This window comes from Bifidobacterium favimelis, assembly GCF_037963085.1.
Taxonomy (GTDB): domain Bacteria; phylum Actinomycetota; class Actinomycetes; order Actinomycetales; family Bifidobacteriaceae; genus Bombiscardovia; species Bombiscardovia favimelis.
Window position 1 is genome coordinate 48,242 of the sequence record NZ_JBANDZ010000003.1, and the last position, 18,371, is coordinate 66,612.

Below are 18,371 nucleotides of genomic sequence, written 5' to 3' on the forward strand. Positions count from 1 at the left end.
CATTGATCCCGCACCGCGGCTGAAATGACATCACTAAATTGCTTTTATGGTAAAAGTCCGAGTAGACAAGGCGTCCTGGTGGTAGTCTCATAAATGATGCAAATTTACATTCGTGTTGCCTAAGAGCACTGTGACTGGCGAAGGGGGTCGGATGGGCCGCGGACGTCAGAAGGCTAAGCAGACGAAAATAGCCCGTAAGCTCAAATATCTGACAACTGAGACTGACTATGACGAACTTGCCAAGGAGTTACGCGGCAAGGAGCCTGGTGAGGGTCAGCAGGACCCCTTCACAGTGGTCGAAGAAGAGTACGGCCATCCCAGCCACAGCCGGAAGGACGGCGGGGAGCGGGAGTCTGCAGCCGGGACGAAGACCAATGATGACGACCTGGACGAATATGCCCGCTGGGCGGCTGAGGCCGCTGCCAAGGCCACGTCAGGCGAGATGCCGGCCGTCAAGCCGCGCAAGAAGATCCCCATCCCCGTACCCAGCGCCCTGAAGGGCCGGCATGTGGCCCCGTCGCCGCTGGCTGCCGTGGCGGCCTCCGCCAAGGCCTTGACCTCAAAGACCGCCGGAGCGAAGACCGCTGGTGCGAAGGCAGGCCCGGCCAAGTCCGATGGAGGCAAGGACGAGGTGACCCGGTCTTCTGTCAAGAAGACGGCAGCCAGGACTTCTGCTGCCACTCCGGGTGCGGCCAAGACGACAGGGGGCAAGGCGGCGGCCAAGAAAGCCGCCGGTAAATCGACCTCGGCCAAGGCCAAGAAGACAGGCGGCGCGGGCAGGTCGTGACCGAAGACCGGCCGACCTGATGTCCCAGCAGGGGATGCCGTCAGACCAGGGGCAGAAGGTCGTGCAGGTCGTCGCGCTCACCCACCGCGCTGATGTGGCCGGCGGCCTTTTCCTCCTGCCAGGTGGTGACGCCGGCGGCCATCCTCAGCCACATGTCCGGCTCCAACTCGATCACGTCAGGTGGGGTCAGGTTATGAGGGTCTGATGCCGGACCTTCAAGGATCTTCACCGCCCCCCAAGGGGCCACCCTGACCTCCACGCCTGGTCCTGGCGCCTTGATTTCCAACATGTGGAGGGAGTAGCGGACGGCCATGGCTTGCTCCCGCCTCGTGACCTTCGGATTGATGGCCAGGCGGGCCTCCAGGTCGTCCCCGCCTCCTGCGGCGATCCCTTCAACAGCCTGCTTGGCCTTGTCGCGCCAGGTCAGAAAGTCGCGACGCCCCTCTTCCACATCCTGTTCCCGTATCGCACTCATACCCCCATTGTGCAGGCGGATGGGGCACCTGTGCAATCAGGGGCGGGTTGGCGGTGCCGATCCACACGCAGGGTACGACGGCCATGACGCGAGGTCCAGGGGTGGAGGTGCGGCCTGGATTCAAGTGCTCAAGAGGGTATGAAAAACGGGAGTCTGCTCGCGTTCATGGCTGTGAACAAGGACCACATCCTTACGGTCGCTCACATGGCCACTACGCCAGACTCCCGTCCCCGACAGGACAGTTCAGGCCTGTGCAGCCTCCGGTGTGGCTGATGTGCCGGATTCCTCGGTTTCATCGCCGTTCTCCTCGGGCAGTCCCAGATCCACGGGAGAAGAGCTGTTTTCCCAGGGCTCCTCCCAGGGGTCATAATCGGGGTTCTGCTGCTTGTAAACGAACAGAGCGACAACGCCGGCCAGCAGCGTGCCGAACAGCAGGGCAAAGAACTTCCAGCCGTTAGAAGATTTATTCTCCATGTCGACTCCTTTCGACGTAGGTACGTCGGCTTATCTACAGACAGCCGACACATAAACATCCTAACGGATATTCAGACGGTTACGAGGAAAAACGCTTCGAGGTCACGGAACCGGCACAAGACGGGTGCGGATGCCCGCCTCACACATCGGCCTGCCCGGGTCCGGCCCCGTCCCAGCGGGTGGGCCTGCTATAGGATGGAGGCCATGGGCAACAGGCAGAACAGGAATCGGCTGGATGGCAGCTCGGCCGCAGGCAGGGTTGAGATGTGGATGTACAGGTTCCGCCAGCGGTGGCGGCAGGACTCTCCCATCGTGACTACCGTCATCACCATCATCTGTGTGGCCGCCTGGCTGGTCCAGATCGTCGCCTACTGGTTGGTCCCCCAGGAGAGCACCGCCTTCATCAGTTACAACCTGGCCTTCAACCCGATGCTGGCTGTGAACAAGCCCTGGATGTTCATCACATCCACCTTCCTCCACGTCAATAATCCGGCCCATATCATCTGCAACATGATTACCCTGTGGGTCATCGGCCCCGTCCTCGAGAAGGCCATGGGGCACTGGGAGTTTCTGGCCTTCTATCTGATCAGCGGGGTGGGCGGCGGAGCCGGACTCATGATTTATGCGGCCTTCGTCCCGGAGGGGTGGATCACCACGGCCGTGGGGGCTTCCGGCGCCCTCTTCGGACTCTTTGCGGCCCTTCTCCTCATATACCGCCAGGTCGGCATGGACATACAGTCATTGGTCATCTGGATGGTGATCAACTTCCTCGTACCCTTCTTCTCTCCCGGGATCGCCTGGCAGAGTCATATCGGAGGGTTCGTCTTCGGCGGCCTCATGATCATCTTCATCCTCCACCAGCCCCGTTGGTTGGCCACCAAGAGCATGGCCGCAAGAACCTGCGCCGCGGCCCTCCTGGACTGCCTCCTCCTCCTTGTGGCCGTCTTCCTTGCATACAGGACCGGCGTGAACGCCCTGGCAGGCATGATCATCTGACATCATCCGGCGGCGGGCGTGCCCCAGGTTCATGCGGGGGTGTGTGAATCACATGCGTGTAACTTATCCACCAGTGTTTATAAGCATGTGGATAAGCTGCGCGTAACCGGGCATATCAAGTGCATAAACCCGCACATCCTGTGGAAAAGTTCTTTGAGAAGCCAATCGAGAGTAGGCATTACTCCGCTTTCCCGGACCTGCGGTTGATGGGAAGGACAAAATGTGGATAAGTCCGGAATGAGGGAGCTTGAAGAAGCAGCATGAAGCTCGGCTGTGCTGTCGGTCCCACGCGACGGATGGCCAGGAATCCACCGGAGGGAACGATGCCAGTGGGTATGAAAAGGCCGCCCGGACCGCTCCCTTGGGGGAGCAGGGCCGGGCGGCCTTTAAGGTCGTGGCGGGACACAGCCGGTCACAGCCGGTCTGAACGGCCCCGCGGGATGAAACTCAGTGCCAGCCCATGGTCATCAGGAAACCGACCAGGAGGATGCCGAAACCGATGAGCAGGTTCCAATTGCCGATATTGGGGATGGGATAGACGTTGCCCCGGGTGGAGGCGATGTAATAGACGACGATCCAGATGAGGCCGATCAGCATGAGGGTGACGAAGAGGGGGACGAACCAGCGGGGGTTGGCCTTGGTGCTCTTGATGGTGTCTTCGACCCGCTTGGTGTTTTCCTCTTGACGCTGGGCCAGGCGGCGCATCTGCGGGGTCATGTGTTTCTTGTCGATGTTCTGGTTGAGCACGGCCTGAACCTTGTCCATCGAAATGCCGTACTCCTCGGCATCGAAATCGTCCGGGTCGTCTGCGTCGTCCGAGGTCTTCTTCCGGCTGGAACCGTCGGAGCGGCCCTTGGGCTTCTCTGCGGAATCGTCGCCCTCACCGGAATCGTCGCCCTCACCGGAACCTGAGCCGGACTTCTCGTCCTTGCCGGTGTCGGTCTTGGCCACCGTGTCGGCCCCGTCCTTGGTGTCGGCCCCGTCCTTGGTGTCGGCCTTGTCTGCGGCATCCTCCCCGGACTTGGGGGCCTCACGCTCAGCGTCGATGAGTTCACCGTCCTCGGTCTCGTCATCGTCATGGACTTCGTGCTCTGCCATGAGAATATTCTCCTTCAGTAGGTCTACTAAGACATAGTAACGGTTACACTCGAACGTAATAATATCTCATCAGGCGGGCATTCGATGATGAGACGATGGACAGGGGGAATCATGGCCAAGAGGACCACCAGGCACGGGGCCCGCAAATCCCTGTGGGGCACCCTGGCCGTGGCCGTCATCCTGGCCCTGGTGGGTTACATCCTCGTCGTCAACATACGTGTGAACAGGACGGTCACCGTCACCTCCGACACCGCCGGCCTGCTTGAAGAGCGCGGGAAAAAGGTGTCGGAGCTGCGGGGCGAAATCACCGACATGAGCTCCCAGATCAACGCCCTGAAGAATCTGACCGGTGACAAGGACACGTCTGACACCGAAGATCCCGGGGCGGGCACCGTGCTCAAGGCGGTCGAGGGTCCGGGTCTGAAGGTCACCCTCAATGATTCCCCCCTCTGGCAGCAGAAGGTGGGTCAGGACGGTTCCAACGCCAACATCAACGACTACGTGATCCACCAGCAGGACGTCGAGAGCGTCGTCAACGCACTGTGGGCGGGAGGGGCCGAATCCATGCAGATACAGGACCAGAGGGTCCTGCCGACCACGGCGGTCAGGTGCGTGGGGAATGTCCTTCTCCTGCATGGCCGGAAGTATTCGCCACCGTATACAATCTCAGCAATAGGGCCGGTCAACGGCATGAGTGATGCCCTGGACGAATCCCCCGCCATCAGGATATACAAGGAGTACGTGAACAGCGTGGGGCTGGGCTGGAAGGTCGAGCGCTTGGACAGTCTCCGATTCCCCGAAACCACAGCCATGTTGCAACCCCTGCAGTATGCCAGGGTCGACGGGAAAGCAGGGCGATGAAAACCGGATCGAAGGGGGACAGGTGAGCCAGCGTCGAGCAAGGGCCGACAAACGTTCCGGAGCACTGGCCTCGGCAGTGGGCATCATAGGCGAGGTATTCATGACCTTGGCCGTCATCTGCGCCCTGTATGTCGTATGGCAGCTGTGGTGGACAGGCATCCAGGCAGAGCACAGCCAGCTGGAAGCCAGGCAGGCTTCCTCCTGGAGCAGGCCCTCTGGCGGGGGCGACAAGATCGCTCAGCCCCAGAAGGGCAATCCCCCCGTCCAGCCCGGCAAGGCCAAGACGGGCGACCTGATCGGACAGATTTACATCCCCCGGTTCGGGTCCCTCTGGCAGCGCAACGTCGTCGAGGGGACCGATGCCGCCCAGCTGGCCAATGCCGGTCTGGGGCACTACCCGACCACCCAGATGCCGGGGGAGCTGGGCAATGTGGGCATAGCCGGGCACAGGTCCGGCTACGGGGAGCCGTTGGCCCATGTCGACGAGTTCCAGGCAGGCGATGCCATAGTCCTGCGCACAAAGGACTACTGGTACGTCTACCACTACACGAAGTACAAGATCGTCCTGCCTGAACAGACGGATGTCGTGGCCCCTAACCCTGAGAACCCGACTGAGGCGGCCACCAAGAGGATGATTACCCTGACCACCTGCGAGCCCAGGTACACCACGGCCACCCATCGGTGGATCAGCTGGGGGGAGTTCGACTACTGGGCCAAGGTTTCGGACGGGGTGCCCAAGGAACTGGCCGGCGGCAAGACGGCTGGGGTGGTCTTCAGCGGGAAGTCGGACGACAGGTCCCTGGCCCGTCTCAGCTCCCTCCAGCCGGTGATTCTGATTCTCGCTGCCGCCTACATCATCATCTACCTGTCGGCCCTCCTGGCCTGGCGCTATCCGGTCCTCAGGGAGATCAAGTCCGGCCGTCGGCCCCGTCCCTATGCCAGCATCTACGGGTGGCTGATTCGGCACCAGTCCGGCATAGCCCCCGTACGGTGGCTCCTCATGCTCCTCCTGGTCCTTATGGCCGTCTGCGCCCTCTTCCAGTGGGGCTTCCCCTGGTTGGCCAGCAACGTCCCGATCCTACAGGAGATGTCCAACTACGTGGCCTTCTGAGAAGGAGGGACTCCCGAACCGGATGGTGGGGTCTGCACGGGAAAACCGATAGGGGCTGCCCAGCCCTTCCATTGCAGGGGAAGGTGAAGGCACTCAGGAGTTTTCCATCGGTCGCCTTCTGAATCTTGGGAAGCGGATACGGACCCGCCCTCTCTTTACCCGCACGTCAGTGGTGGTAAGCGGGCATCCAGCGATACCGGTCGGGTTCCGGCCCGGTCCATGCCCGGAAGGGGCCTTCTCCCGGCAGGGCAGGCACCGGGCCGGACCGGGCGGAGAATCAGTCGCTTGGTCCGCCGCTTCCTGAGGACGGATCCTGGGTGGTGACGGTCACCCTGGCATCCCCGGTGATTTTGGCCCCGCCGGGCGGATTCACCGCTGCCACAATCGCATTGTCATTGTTCGGGCCCTGCACGGTGATGGTGGCGATGCCGAGATTGCTCAGGCGGGACTTGTACTCGCCCAGAGTGGTCTTACCAGGGGTGAAAGCAGGGACACGCAACTCTGTGGTCAGAGTCACCGTATCTGTGTTCTTGTCAATCGGCGTGTTCACGGGCGGGGTCTGACGGATTACAATTGCGTCGTCTGCCTTAGGACCGTCAATGTCGATCTTGGTGATGCCAAGTTGGTTGAGATTCTCCTTGGCCTTTTTCAGCGTCAGGTTCGTCACGTCCTTCATCCCCATGCCGTTGGATATCGTCACGGTGATCATGGACCCCTGCTGGACGGCGGCGCCCGCTGCCGGATCGGTTCTTATGACGCTGTCTTTGGGGACCGTGTCGGACAACTCCTCCTGGATGGTCACGGAGAACTTCTGGTCCTGTTGGAGGGCCTTAAGGGCTTCGTCCTTGGTCTTGCCGGACAGATCCGGGACCTTGGTCATGCCAGACGATATGTACAGGAGGATGCTGGTTCCCTTGGCCTGGGATGTGCCTCCTGCGGGATCGGTCCTGGTCACCTTGTCCTTGGGGACGCTGGCGCTGTCTTCCACCGTGGCCGACGAGCTCACCTTGAACCCGGCGTTTTCGAGGGCGGAGCGCGCCTCCTCCTGGTCCTTCCCCTTCACGTCCGGCACGGCCACCTGTTTGGGACCTGCCGAGAACCAGACGGTCACAGTCGACCCCTTCTTCGCCTGGGTGCCTCCCTTGGGGCTCTGCTTGGTGAAGGTCCCCTTGGCTTCGGCGGAATCGGTGTCCTCCTTCTCCTCGTAGGTGAAGCCGGCCGCCTTGATTTTCTCTTCGGCCAGCACCTTGGACATCTGGGATGTGATGGTGGGCACCGTGGCCATTTCGGGCCCCTTGTGGGTCATGGCCCAGGCCACTCCGGCCGCGATGAGGGCCGCCAGGACAATCACGCTGATGACCCAGCCGTAGATGACCTTCTTCCGGTGGCGGGCCTGTGCGGCCCGTGCGGCGCGGCCGGTCCCGTCTGCGGCCTGGGTGGCGACCGGGGCGATGGATGCCGTCTGGGTCTGGGCCACCGCATCGTCTATGGGGTTGAAGGCCTGGGTGGCTGCCGTCGGCACGGGGACCGTGGCGGCCTCCTGCTCGGCGTCCTTCCGGGCCCGCATGTTGGACAGGTCACTCAGGGGGTTGAAGGCGGCCGCCACCGGGGTCCCGCCGTTCATGAAGGCCACGATGTCGTTCTTGAACTCGGCGGCCGTGGCGTAGCGGTTCTGCCTGTCCTTGGCCATGGCCTTGGCGCAGATCGAATCCCACATGGTCGGCAGTCCAGGCACGATGGCCGATGGGGGCGTGGCCACCTCGGACACATGCTGGTAGGCTATGGCGACCGCGGAATCACCGTTGAAGGGAGGGCGCCCGGTCAGCATCTCATAGAGGACGCAGCCGGCCGAATAGAGGTCGGAGCGCAGGTCGACGGTCTCCCCCCTGGCCTGTTCCGGGCTCAGGTACTGGGCGGTGCCTACGACACCCTGGGACTGGGTCATCGTGGCGGCCGAGTCGTCCAGGGCCCTGGCGATGCCGAAGTCCATCACCTTGACGATGCCCTGCTCGGAGATCATGATGTTGCCGGGTTTGATGTCACGGTGGATGATTCCCATGTGGTGGGAGTACTCCAGGGCGTTCAGGACGCCCAGCATGACCTGCTCGGTGTCCCTCTGGCTGAGGGCGCCGTTCTCCTTGAGGATGGCCCGAAGGGTCTGCCCCTTGACGTACTCCATGACCAGGTAGGGCACCCGTTCCTTGTTGCCGTGCTCGTCGGTCAGTATCTCTTCGCCGGAGTCGTAGATGGAGACGATGTTGGGGTTGTTCAGCTGGGCGACCGAGTGCGCCTCCCGGCGGAAGCGGGACAGGAATATCTCGTCATTGGTCAGGTCGGAGCGCATGATCTTGACGGCCACGGTCCGTCCCAGGCGGGTGTCGAGGGCCGTGTGGACCTCGGCCATGCCCCCCTTGCCGATCAGTGGGCCCAGCTGGTATCGTCCGCCTGCCAGAGAAGCCGGCAATGTGATGCTCATAGGGTGTTCCCTCCGTTTGTCGTCAGAAGGCCCGCGTCGGTTCCCCGACCGGTGAATGTCGTCTTTTCTTCCATACCGTTCTGCTCCCATGGTAGGTGCAAGATGCGTTTTGCCGCGTGAGGCCGGCTGACGACCTGCCTGGGCCGGGGGCCTCCGGGTTTCAGGGGGACGGCCTGCCTGATCTGCTGGTCCAGCAGCCTTTCCTCTATCTTTGCCAAGGTGTGGGAGACCACCAGGGCGTTGGCCGGCCTGTCCCGCGGATCCTTGGAGAGCATGGACATGACGAAGCTTCTCAGCTGGGTGTCCACGGTCTCCGGCAGGGGTGGCACGGGGTCGTTGACGTGGGCGGCCGCGATGTCGACCGGGGTGGCTCCGGTGAAGGGGCGGTGCCCACACAGGCCCTCGTAGGCCACCACGCCAAGGGAGTAGATGTCGGATTGCGGGGTGGCCGTCAGCCCCTGGGCCTGTTCGGGAGATATGTACTGGGCGGTGCCCACCACCATCCCATCCTGGGTTATCTGCCCCTGGTTGGTGGAGTATGAGACCCCGAAGTCGGTGATTTTGACCTCGCCCGTGTCGGAGACCATGATGTTGGCCGGCTTCACATCACGGTGTATCACCCCGTGCGAGTGGGCCACGTAAAGCCCCCTGGCCGTCTGTATGAGTATGGGGAGGAGCTCCGTCGGATTCATGGCCCCCTTCTCCCGGTACAGGTCGGCCAGTGACTCGCTGGGCACATACTCCATGATCAGGAAGCCGATGCCGTCGTGTTCGTAATACTCGAAGAGGGCGGCGATGTTCGGGTGGGCCAGATTGGCCGAATTATGGGCTTCGGCCCGCAGGCGCATGAGGCGTGACTCCTCGTTGCCCAGATCGCCGCGCAGGGCCTTGATGGCCACCACGCGCTCGAGTTCTATGTCGTAGCCCTTCCAGACCTCGCCCATGCCCCCTTGGGCCAGGCGACGGTCCAGCCGGTACCGTCTGTGGATGAGCTGCCCTTGGACCAGCTTCATTTCAAGGCCTCCTGCAACACACTCTTCATGATCGGGCCGGCCGTGTCAACCCCGTACCCGGTGACCCCGTAAGTGACGACGGCGACGGCCACCTTGGGGTTGTCCGCAGGGGCGAAGCCGACCGTCCAACCGTCATGCAGGCGCTTGTCGCCCAGCTGCGCCGTTCCGGTCTTGGCGGCCACCTGCACGCCCGGTATCTGGAGGGCGGGGGAGTCCTTGGTCACCACCGCCTTCATCATTTCCGTCAGGGCCTTGGCGGTCTGCGACGAAAACGCCTGTGAGTATACGGCCGGTGTCGTCTCGCTGATGATGCTCAAGTCGCTGGAGCGGACCTTGTCGACCAGGGTCGGTTTCATCAGCCGACCGCCGTTGGCGACGGCGGCCGCCGTCATGGCCGCTTCCAGGGGGGTGGTCAGGGTGTCCCCCTGACCGATCGAGGCCAGGGCCAGCCGGTCGGGGGTCACGTCGGTGGGGAATTTGGATGCCACCGACTTCAGGGGTGTGCCTGTATTTGTGGTGCCGTCCAGGGTGATGGACGACCCGTAGCCCAGCTTGGCCGCCTGTTCGGATATGGCCTTGTCGCCCAGGGCCACACCCAGCTGGGCGAAAGCCGTGTTCGAGGAGAAGGCAATGGCATCGGTCATGCTGATTTTACCGTCGGACCCGTTGCCCTGGTATGTGGCATTGGTCAGCTGATGGTTGGTTCCGGGCAGGGTGTAGGAGGCACCGGCGGGCAGGCTGCTGTCCGCCTGGTAATGCCCCGATTCCAGGGCGGCTGCGGCCACCACCAGCTTGAAGGTGGACCCGGGTGGGTAGAGCTCGGAGACGGCCCGGTTGAGCATGGGGTTGTCCGGCCTGCTGGACAGGTCGGTGAAGGCCTTGCCGGCGGCGTCTCCGTCGTGCTTGGCCAGGGAGTTGGGGTCGTATGAGGGGGTGCTGACCATGGCCAGGATCCTGCCCGTGTTCACCTCGTAGGCCACGACGGCCCCGGAGCGCTTGTCCAGTGCCTTGTAGGCGATTTCCTGGAGGTGGGGATTGATCGAGGTCTCGATGGAGGCCCCCTTGTTCTGGGTGCCGGTGAAGAGGGCCTTGAACCGGTCGACCCACTGTATGTCGGAACGGCCGCTGAGGAGCCTGTTGCGCGAGGATTCCAGATTGGTCATGGCGTTGTTGATGGAGAAGTAGCCGGTGACCGGTGCATAGAGGGCTCCGTTGGGGTATTTGCGCTGATACTGGAAGGAGTCGTTGACCGGGTCGGACTGGGCCATGACCGTGCCGTCAGCCGCCAGGATGGCTCCCCTGGGGGCCGAGTACTCGTTGTACAGCGCCCGCGAGTTGCGCGGGTCGGCATTCAGCGCGTTGGCCCTCACCGCCATGATCAAGGTGCTGGACAGGCCCAGGATGACGAAGAGGATGATGACTGCGTTGAAAAGCTGGCGTAGTGCCTTGTTCATCTGGCTCCTCCCTTGACTGTGCGGCCCACGGGCCGGGTCTCGGAATCCGGGGCGGCCGTGACGGCGAAGGGCTGGGTCGAGGCTGTCGACTCCTCGGGTGACGGCTGGCCCCTGCGTCCGTCCGAAGCGGAAACACGCGGCCGGTTGCCGTCCTCACGGTCCTCGCCGTCGCCGCTTTCGAGTTCATGCTGCCGCAGGACGGCCAGGGCCTCGTATTTGAAGGTGTCGGAGGAGACCTCGGGGTCCGGCTTGTTGGCTGCGTTGGAGATGATGATCAGAAGTATGGCCAGCAGATAGTTGGCTATCAGGCTGGACCCTCCGGCCGCCATGTAGGGCATGGTCAGTCCGGTCAGGGGGATGACCAGGGTGATGCCGCCCACCACCGTGAAGACCTGGAAGGCCATGGTGAAGACCAGGCCCGAAGCCAGGAGCTTGCCGAACCCGTCCTTGATCTTCATGGCGGTGATCATGCCCGAGGCCACGATGATCAGATAGAGGGCCAGGACGACCAGGAGGCCGGACAGGCCCAGTTCTTCACCGATGGAGGAGTATATGAAGTCGGAGTTTGCCAGCTGTGTGATCCAGGGGTGTCCCTTGCCCAGGCCGGTGCCGGTCATCCCCCCGGCGGCCAGTCCGAAGATGCCCCTGACCAGCTGGCCGGACCCCCCGAAGGCCTTGTTGTACTGGGCGTCGCTGAAGGGGTGGAGCCAGGCATCCACCCTGGCCCCCACGTGGGGGAAGACCACGGTCGCCAGGGCGGCACCGGCCACGAAGAAGACGGCCCCGATGGCGATCCAGCCCGTGCGGCCCGTGGCCACATAGAGCATGGATACGAACATGGCGAAGTACATGAGGGAGGTGCCCAGGTCGTGCTGGACCACCAAGACCCCCAACGATATGAGCCAGACGATGATGATGGGGCCCAGGTCCTTGATTCTGGGCAGGCGCAGGCCGAGGACCTTCTTGCCCCCAACGGCCAGCTGGTCGCGGTGGTCGAAAAGGTAGGCGGCGAAGAAGAAGGCCAGGAAGAGCTTGGCGAACTCGCCGGGCTGCAGGGTGTGGGATCCGAACCCGATCCAGATGCGGGCCCCCCCGATCTCCCGGCCCAGGCCGGGGACCATGGGCGAAAGGAGGAGGGCCAGGCCAACCACCATGCTCACATAGGAGAACCTCCGCAGGATCCTGTAATCCCGGACGGCCACCACCAGGATGGCGCACAGGACCAGGGCCAGACAGAGCCAGATCAACTGGTTGAGGCCCACCCTGGTCGGCCTGCCGGCCTTGGCGTAGTGCAGGTCGATCCGGGTTATCAGGGTGATGCCTATGGAGCTGAGGACCACCGTACTGGGCAGGATGGCCTGGCTCCCGTAGGGCTGGAAGATTTCCAGGAGGGCCCACAGACCTATGAAGAGGCCGGCAGCGACCCCCAGCATGAGGGCGTAGTTGGCGGGTATGGACCCGGACGTCCTCTCGAACATCTGGAAGAAACAGATGAAACCTATGAGCAGGGAGAAGAGGAGGAGGAAGATGCGCCGCAGTCTTGTGAAGATCATGACGTATGCTGTCCATCCTGAGACCCATGCCCGCTCGGGGAGCCCGAATCGGACGGGGTCGCCGGGTCGGCGGAGGACGAGGCGGAACCGTCCTTGCCCTCCTTGTTTTTGCCGTCCTTGCCCTTGTCTGTCTTCTTCAGGTTCCTGGCCTCCCTGCCGATCAGGTCGGCATGCTCCTCGGCATCCTCCATGGAGGAGACGGTGATGCCGTCCTTGAGCTGGTCCTGCCAGGACTGCGGGAGGGATTCCACGCTGATGCCGGTCTTCTTCACCGGGTGGGAAAGGGGCAGGTCGAAGGCCTTGGTGGGCACACCCTTGTATATGGCCACCTGGCCCTCGTCGTTGCCCAGATAGTACTGGTTCTGGCTCCACAGATAGGCCCCGGTGACGGCGGCGGCCACGGCCGCCAGGACCAGGATGACAGCGGAGGCGACCATTATCCGTATGTGGCGCCTGCGGGACCGGCCCTGCCGCCGTTGCTCCAACTGCTCCTGGCGGATGGCGTGGGCCACGTCGGGGTCATATGGGTCGGCCGAAGCGGACCCGTCCTTCTTGCGGACAACGGGAATCTCGCCGGTGTCGGGCACCTTGCGCTCGCCGGTCTCCTCGCGGGTGGAGGAGGGCTGCGCCAGGCGGGCCTGGTCGGTCCCGCCCTCGTCATCGTCAGGCTGTTGGGCCAGGGCCGCAGCCCGCTTGGCCGGTGACTCGCTTCTCTCGTCACGCAATTTGGGAGCGGCCGCCACCGGCTCATCCACGATGTCTGCGATGGCTTCAAGGTTGGAACTGGCCGCCCCGCCCACCAAGGGGGTCTGGTGGGGCACCTCGAAGGCATCTGCATCCAGGGCCAGGGTGGCATCGGCTATGACCACGGTCACGTTGTCGGTGCTGCCGGCCTTCAGGGCCATGGTCACCAGCTCCTGTGCACACTCCTCCTGGTCGGATACGGAGTTGAGCATGTCACCGATGGTGGAGTCCTCCAGCACCCCGCACAGGCCGTCCGAACAGATCATCCACCTGTCGGCGGGCTTGGCCTTGCTGATGGAGATGTCGGGACGGGGGTCGATGTCGAAGTCTCCAAGGACCCTCATGACCACGTTGCGCTGGGGGTGGTTGCGGGCTTCTGCCGGACTGATGCGTCCGGTGTTGATCAGGTGCTGCACATAGCTGTGGTCCTGGGTCATCCTGGTCAGTTTGCCGTCGCGCAGGAGGTAGGCACGGGAGTCGCCGATGTGGGCCAGGACCCAGGATTCCCCGGCCAGGGCGACGGCGGTCACCGTGGTGCCCATGCCTGACAGGCGGCGTTCCCTCTTTGCCTTGCCGACGATGGCGTCGTGGGCTGCTATGACGGAGGTCTCCATCATCTTGGCCAGGGCCTGTACGTCGTCGCTGCTGTCGTCCCGTTCTATATGAGCCAGGGAGCGTATGGCTATGGTCGAGGCTGTGTCGCCGCCGGCATGACCGCCCATCCCGTCGCACATGGCCACCAGGCGTTCGCCGGCGAAGGCGGAGTCCTGGTTGTTGCTGCGCACGTAGCCGATGTCGGAGACGGCCGTGGAGTAGAGGAAGAGCTTGTTCGATGTGCGGGTTTCCGTCATCAGCGCCTACCTCAGCTCGAAGGTCGTGGCGCCGATGCGTACAGGCACCTCTGCAGGCAGGAGGGTGGGCGTCGTGATGCGTTGACCGTTCACGACCGTGCCGTTGGTGGACCCCAGGTCCTCGATGGCCCACCGCCCGGAGGCCGGATCCCGGTAGACGCGGGCGTGGTGTGAGGAGACGAACTCGTCATCCAGGACCATCATGTTGGAGGCGGACCGTCCCAAGGTGATCGGCTGGTCCCCGAGTGGGACCGATGAACCCGCCAGAGGCCCGTCGATGACGACGAGGAGGGTCGGGCCTTCCGGCCCGGCCGACCGGCCGGCGGTTGCCGACGGGTCGCCCCGGACGCCCGTGGTGGGCACTGCCGTCTGGGGGAGGGCCCTGCGTGCGGCGCGTTCACGGCGCCGGCGGGAATGGGAGGGTTTGGGGCTGAATGTCTCGATGTCTTTGCGCAGGGACCGAACGGCCAGCCATACGAAGACCCACAGGAGGGCCAGGAATCCATATTTGAGGATGGCGAATGTCAGCTCGGTCAGTTGCATGGTGGTTTCGACCTTACGTCAAGGCCTGGGCTAGTCCTGGTCCTGCTCCTGCGACGAAGCCCAGTAGAGGATGCGGGTGCGGCCGATGGTGATGGTATTGCCGTCCAGAAGGGTGGCGGCCGGCACCTGATGACCCTCCACATAGGTGCCGTTGGTGGAACCCAGGTCGCGTGCGACCACGCCCTTGTCGGTGATCTCGATCTGGAGGTGGCGGCGGGAGATCCCCGGGTCGTCGATGACGATGTCGCAGGAGGACCCGCGGCCGATGATGGTCTTGGGCGCGGTCAGGAGGTACTGACGGCCGTTGATCTCCAGAACCGGGCAGTCCTTGGATTCCTCGGGGGTGGTAACAGGTGCCGCGTTGCCCTGGACGGACTCGGCGCTCAGGCGGAAGTCGCCCTTGCTCAGATCAAGGTCCTCTTCGAATATGACGACGACCGGTCCCACAAAGGCGTAGTGCTGGCTTTCGGCGTACTTGGTGAGGTTGTCTGCCAGCTCGTTGGCCAGGGCCTCGGAGCCCCACTGTTCTATGCGGTCGAAGTCGGGCGTCGAGAGCTTGAAGCGGTACTCGTTGGGAGCCACGGTCCGGTCGCGGCCGACGGGCATGGCCTGTGCGTCGATCTCGCGCTCAAGGGCACTTGACAGATCAACGGGCTGTAAGTCCTTGGAGCCGAACTTCGAGAAGACGCCGTTCACCGCACCTTCGACGCTCTTCTCAAATCGATCGAGAACGCTCATAGTCATCCCTTTCCATTTAACCCCTCCATCTTACGTTAAGGCCCGAGAAGAGGGCGTACGGCTGCAGGATGCTTTCAATTTCTTCAATGACGCGGAACTTTTCCCAGTATAGTCCCTGTTGTCGCCGCGCCAGCAACCCGGCCGGAGGAGATCGGTGAACCAACGGGCACGGCAGGCAATCCGGACCCGCAACGAGGACGACAGCATAGCAGGACGATACCTGCCGGCGAAAGCCATTGGGCCCCCAGCTGAAAGAGGGCGGGTAGCCGGCCGCCGTCCCTGACCGTATGCCCCTGCCCGAAGCGGCCCGGTCGACCGCGCGGGTCCCGGGCAGGGTGCAGTCAGTTGCTGGCAGGACCCCGCCGGCCGCGTCCCGCCGGGGTCTTCGGATGGGCTCTCCACCCGCCGGCCCGGGGTCCTGTCCTGCCTGCTTTGGGCAAGCGCCTGCCTATCATCGGTTCATATGACATGTGCGCGGTCGACAGGGTCGCGCCGGACGCGTTTCGTAGGAGAGAAGCATGGATGAACAGTTGACTTCGGAAGAGGCCGGTCCCGACCAGGCCTCGGCGATCGCCGATTTTCCCCGCCTGAAGGCCAGGACCCTCCGGTTCACCCTTGGGGCTCCCCGTTCCGCCCAGGCCGTGGGCGACGGGTCGCGGGCCCTCTTCCTGCGGTCTGACGGGCCTGAAGACCTGGTGACCAGTCTCTGGCTGTCCTCCTTCGATGATCAGGGTCGCCACCATGAGGTTCTCCTGGCGGATCCCCGCACCCTTCTCGCCGATGCCGACGAGGAGGAGGTGCCGGCCGAAGAGCTGGCCAGACGGGAGCGCTCCCGTGAGGGGGGAGAGGGAATCGTCTCCTACAGCGTGGATGAGGCCGGCGACCGGGTGGTCTTCACCGTGGGCGGCCTCCTGTGGCTGACCCAGATCGCGCAGGACGGCCTCTCGGCTTCCACCCGCCCCCTGGGCAGGATGGAGGCAGACGGGAGCCGTCACTATGCGGACCTTTCCATCCTCAATCCGACCATCTCGCCCGACGGGTCCAAGGTGGCCTACACCACCGGCCGGATGATGGTCCTGGTGACCATCGGCGGGCAGGCCGGGCAGGACGGGGAGTATCCCATCCTGTCCCTCAAAGAGGGTGCCGGAGAGGATGTGCAGCTGGGCCTGGCCGAGTTCGCGGCCGCAGAGGAGATGGACCGTTACGAGGGCTTCTGGTGGTCACCGGACTCCGATGCCCTCCTGGTGGAGCACTCGGACGAGTCCGATGAGCCCATCTGGTACATCAGCGACCCTGCCAACCCCCAGAACCCCCCGCAGACCAGGCGATACCCCAAGGCCCTGACGGTCAATGCCAGGGTGGGCCTGACGCTGGCCGCTCTGGACGCCGATGGCTACGTGAACGGGGCCTGCGAGGTGGACTGGGACCGTCAGGCCTTCGAATACCTGGCAGTGGTCCGTTGGCAGCGGGGCCGCCAGCCCCTCCTCCTGGTCCAGAACCGCCGGCAGAACGAGGACCGGATGCTTTCGGTGGATACCGGGACGGCCGTCTTCTCCGGCAGGATCGGCGGTGGGGACCTGGGACCCTTCCCCCTGGACCCGGAGGTGCTTGACAGCCTTCCGACGCAGGTTCTGGGTGGGCATGAGGACGAGAAGTGGCTGGACCTGATCGAAGGTCTGCCCGCCTACCGGCCTGACGGGGGGCTGGTCGACGCCTTCATCGACGGGGAGACCGACACCACCCGTCTGCGGATAGACGGCCGCCTCTTCTCTCCCGCAGGTTGCCAGATCAGGACGGTCCTGTCGGTCGGCGCAGACGACGTTCTGGCGGTGGTGTCCACCGATCCGCGCAGCTTCGACCTGATGCGGCTGGGCTATGACGGTTCCATCCACGTGCTCAACCGCCTGCCCGGGGTCTGGACGGCCTCCCGGGCAGGGCACGGCATCGTGGTCACCAACCGGACCATGGCCTCCTCCCACGGTCAGATCAAGCACTGCTATATGGGAGCCGATGGAGACCTGGACCGCCTGGGTGCCGACGGTCTGGGCCTGGTGGATTCGGCCTACCTCTCCTCCGGCCGCGGGGGGGATGGACGCGCCCCGGCAAATGGCGCGGCGGATGCCGGCGGAACCCAGCCGGCCTATGCCTCGGACCCCACCCGTGCGGCCGTCCAACATGACACCAGGCAGTCCAAGGATCGCGGTTCGGTCGATTCCGGTCACGTCAACAGCAGCGGGGGGTGGGGGGCCGCCCTGGCCGACCACTCCGTCGACCCCGGTTTCACCCCCAACGTGGACTTCGTCAGGATGGGGTCCCACGGCCTCTTCGCCGCCATCGTCCACCCCTCCGATTCCAGCCCGTACGCCCAGGCCGACCGCCTGCCCGTCCTCCTGAGGCCCTACGGGGGCCCCGGTTCCCAGCAGGTGGTGTTCAACCAGGCCCTGTACTGGGAGTCCCAGTGGTGGGCCGACCAGGGCTTCCTGGTCCTGACGGTAGATGGCCGGGGCACCCCGGGTAGGGGCCCGGCCTGGGGGAGGGCCATTTTCGAAGACATGGCCCAGGTGACCTTGGATGACCAGCTGGAAGCCCTGGCCGCCCTGCCGGATTTCGCGCCTGAGGCCGACCTGGATCATGTGGCCATCATGGGATGGTCCTATGGCGGCTTCCTGTCGGCGCTGGCCGTCCTGCGCGCCCCGGAACACATCCATGCCGCCTGCGCGGGGGCCCCGCCCACGGACTGGACCCTCTATGACACCCATTACACGGAGAGGTATCTGGGTCTGAACCCCTCCGTATACCGCCGCAACAGCCTGATCGATGACGCCCCCAACCTCCGCCGTCCGCTCATGCTGATCCACGGCTTTGCGGATGACAACGTCTCCGTGGCCAACACCCTCCGTCTCTCCCAGGCCCTTATGGCCTCCGGGCGGGATCACACGGTCCTCCCGCTGACGGGGATAACCCACATGACAAACGACGAGACGGTGGCCGAGAACCTTCTCATACTCCAACGGGACTTCCTCTACAAGGCCTTGGGGATCCGTCGCCGCTGACCCGCTCGGTCCTCCGCTTCCGCCGCCCCATCCCGGACCCCGTCTGACCCTCCGGTCCCGCAGGGGTCCGGGTGCTGAGGGGGGAGAAAGGGCCCACCATGTTTGCAACGTTGTACCCGGACGGATATCGTTGATACCAGCGTG

Annotated in this window: 14 protein-coding genes and 1 pseudogene; 5 read left to right on the forward strand and 10 right to left on the reverse strand. The window is 64.0% G+C overall.

Features of this window, described 5'->3' with window-relative positions:
* Positions 1-151 precede the first annotated feature (151 nt).
* Positions 152-499: pseudogene (locus tag V6584_RS07525) on the forward strand (DUF3073 domain-containing protein); the annotation flags it as partial.
* Between the two features lie 328 nt (positions 500-827).
* Here V6584_RS07525 and V6584_RS07530 read toward each other — a convergent pair.
* Positions 828-1,262: a sterol carrier family protein gene (locus V6584_RS07530; protein ID WP_340470079.1), complete on the reverse strand. Its 435-nt coding sequence runs from the start codon at positions 1,260-1,262 to the stop codon at positions 828-830.
* 243 nt (positions 1,263-1,505) lie between these two features.
* Positions 1,506-1,736 (reverse strand): hypothetical protein, encoded by a 231-nt coding sequence (locus tag V6584_RS07535; protein WP_340470078.1) that lies wholly within the window; start codon positions 1,734-1,736, stop codon positions 1,506-1,508.
* A gap of 204 nt (positions 1,737-1,940) precedes the next feature.
* On the opposite strand from V6584_RS07535, the gene V6584_RS07540 reads away from it, so the two are divergent.
* Positions 1,941-2,732, forward strand: a complete 792-nt coding sequence (locus tag V6584_RS07540) for a rhomboid family intramembrane serine protease (RefSeq protein ID WP_340470077.1) — start codon at positions 1,941-1,943, stop codon at positions 2,730-2,732.
* 447 nt (positions 2,733-3,179) lie between these two features.
* On the opposite strand, the gene crgA is transcribed toward V6584_RS07540, so the two are convergent.
* Positions 3,180-3,683 carry a cell division protein CrgA gene (gene crgA, locus V6584_RS07545; RefSeq protein ID WP_404802643.1) on the reverse strand — a complete coding sequence of 168 codons (504 nt, stop codon included), beginning with the start codon at positions 3,681-3,683 and terminating at the stop codon, positions 3,180-3,182.
* A 258-nt stretch (positions 3,684-3,941) separates the two neighbouring features.
* Between crgA and V6584_RS07550 the strand changes: the two genes are divergently transcribed.
* Together V6584_RS07550 and V6584_RS07555 are read left to right on the forward strand one after the other, a co-directional pair.
* On the forward strand, positions 3,942-4,691 hold the full coding sequence (locus tag V6584_RS07550) for a DUF881 domain-containing protein (protein WP_340470076.1): 750 nt from the start codon (positions 3,942-3,944) through the stop codon (positions 4,689-4,691).
* Positions 4,660-5,802: a class E sortase gene (locus V6584_RS07555; protein ID WP_340470074.1), complete on the forward strand. Its 1,143-nt coding sequence runs from the start codon at positions 4,660-4,662 to the stop codon at positions 5,800-5,802. The genes V6584_RS07550 and V6584_RS07555 overlap by 32 nt, the downstream gene beginning before the upstream one ends.
* 277 nt (positions 5,803-6,079) lie before the next feature.
* Here V6584_RS07555 and pknB read toward each other — a convergent pair whose 3' ends face one another.
* Genes pknB through V6584_RS07590 form a run of 7 tightly spaced genes read right to left on the reverse strand, consistent with a single transcriptional unit; the run spans position 6,080 to position 15,174 of the window.
* Positions 6,080-8,278, reverse strand: a complete 2,199-nt coding sequence (gene pknB, locus V6584_RS07560) for a Stk1 family PASTA domain-containing Ser/Thr kinase (protein ID WP_340470072.1) — start codon at positions 8,276-8,278, stop codon at positions 6,080-6,082.
* Positions 8,275-9,291, reverse strand: coding sequence for a serine/threonine-protein kinase (locus V6584_RS07565; RefSeq protein WP_340470071.1), 1,017 nt, complete (start codon positions 9,289-9,291; stop codon positions 8,275-8,277). The genes pknB and V6584_RS07565 overlap by 4 nt, the downstream gene beginning before the upstream one ends.
* A complete protein-coding gene (locus tag V6584_RS07570; protein ID WP_340470070.1) occupies positions 9,288-10,745 on the reverse strand; it encodes a peptidoglycan D,D-transpeptidase FtsI family protein in 1,458 nt (485 codons plus the stop codon). Before V6584_RS07570 ends, V6584_RS07565 begins: the two co-directional genes overlap by 4 nt.
* Positions 10,742-12,298 carry an FtsW/RodA/SpoVE family cell cycle protein gene (locus V6584_RS07575; RefSeq protein WP_340470069.1) on the reverse strand — a complete coding sequence of 519 codons (1,557 nt, stop codon included), beginning with the start codon at positions 12,296-12,298 and terminating at the stop codon, positions 10,742-10,744. The genes V6584_RS07570 and V6584_RS07575 overlap by 4 nt, the downstream gene beginning before the upstream one ends.
* Positions 12,295-13,893, reverse strand: a complete 1,599-nt coding sequence (locus V6584_RS07580) for a PP2C family protein-serine/threonine phosphatase (protein ID WP_340470068.1) — start codon at positions 13,891-13,893, stop codon at positions 12,295-12,297. Before V6584_RS07580 ends, V6584_RS07575 begins: the two co-directional genes overlap by 4 nt.
* A 6-nt stretch (positions 13,894-13,899) precedes the next feature.
* The gene (locus tag V6584_RS07585; RefSeq protein WP_340470120.1) at positions 13,900-14,430 is read right to left on the reverse strand and encodes an FHA domain-containing protein FhaB/FipA; all 531 of its coding nucleotides are present in this window, start codon (positions 14,428-14,430) and stop codon (positions 13,900-13,902) included.
* 36 nt (positions 14,431-14,466) lie between these two features.
* Positions 14,467-15,174 carry an FhaA domain-containing protein gene (locus V6584_RS07590; RefSeq protein ID WP_340470067.1) on the reverse strand — a complete coding sequence of 236 codons (708 nt, stop codon included), beginning with the start codon at positions 15,172-15,174 and terminating at the stop codon, positions 14,467-14,469.
* Positions 15,175-15,692: 518 nt separating this feature from the next.
* Between V6584_RS07590 and V6584_RS07595 the strand changes: the two genes are divergently transcribed.
* Positions 15,693-18,227: a S9 family peptidase gene (locus V6584_RS07595; RefSeq protein ID WP_340470065.1), complete on the forward strand. Its 2,535-nt coding sequence runs from the start codon at positions 15,693-15,695 to the stop codon at positions 18,225-18,227.
* Positions 18,228-18,371: the final 144 nt, after the last annotated feature.

What these genes read in the sequence shown, in the direction of transcription:
- V6584_RS07535 (WP_340470078.1), bottom strand. Translation starts at nt 1,736, where the DNA reads ATGGAGAATAAATCTTCTAACGGCTGGAAGTTCTTTGCCCTGCTGTTC.
- V6584_RS07565 (WP_340470071.1), bottom strand. Translation starts at nt 9,291, where the DNA reads ATGAAGCTGGTCCAAGGGCAGCTCATCCACAGACGGTACCGGCTGGAC.
- V6584_RS07555 (WP_340470074.1), top strand. Translation starts at nt 4,660, where the DNA reads ATGCCAGGGTCGACGGGAAAGCAGGGCGATGAAAACCGGATCGAAGGG.
- V6584_RS07580 (WP_340470068.1), bottom strand. Translation starts at nt 13,893, where the DNA reads ATGACGGAAACCCGCACATCGAACAAGCTCTTCCTCTACTCCACGGCC.
- V6584_RS07590 (WP_340470067.1), bottom strand. Translation starts at nt 15,174, where the DNA reads ATGAGCGTTCTCGATCGATTTGAGAAGAGCGTCGAAGGTGCGGTGAAC.
- pknB (WP_340470072.1), bottom strand. Translation starts at nt 8,278, where the DNA reads ATGAGCATCACATTGCCGGCTTCTCTGGCAGGCGGACGATACCAGCTG.
- V6584_RS07595 (WP_340470065.1), top strand. Translation starts at nt 15,693, where the DNA reads ATGGATGAACAGTTGACTTCGGAAGAGGCCGGTCCCGACCAGGCCTCG.
- V6584_RS07570 (WP_340470070.1), bottom strand. Translation starts at nt 10,745, where the DNA reads ATGAACAAGGCACTACGCCAGCTTTTCAACGCAGTCATCATCCTCTTC.
- V6584_RS07530 (WP_340470079.1), bottom strand. Translation starts at nt 1,262, where the DNA reads ATGAGTGCGATACGGGAACAGGATGTGGAAGAGGGGCGTCGCGACTTT.
- V6584_RS07540 (WP_340470077.1), top strand. Translation starts at nt 1,941, where the DNA reads ATGGGCAACAGGCAGAACAGGAATCGGCTGGATGGCAGCTCGGCCGCA.
- V6584_RS07550 (WP_340470076.1), top strand. Translation starts at nt 3,942, where the DNA reads ATGGCCAAGAGGACCACCAGGCACGGGGCCCGCAAATCCCTGTGGGGC.
- V6584_RS07575 (WP_340470069.1), bottom strand. Translation starts at nt 12,298, where the DNA reads ATGATCTTCACAAGACTGCGGCGCATCTTCCTCCTCCTCTTCTCCCTG.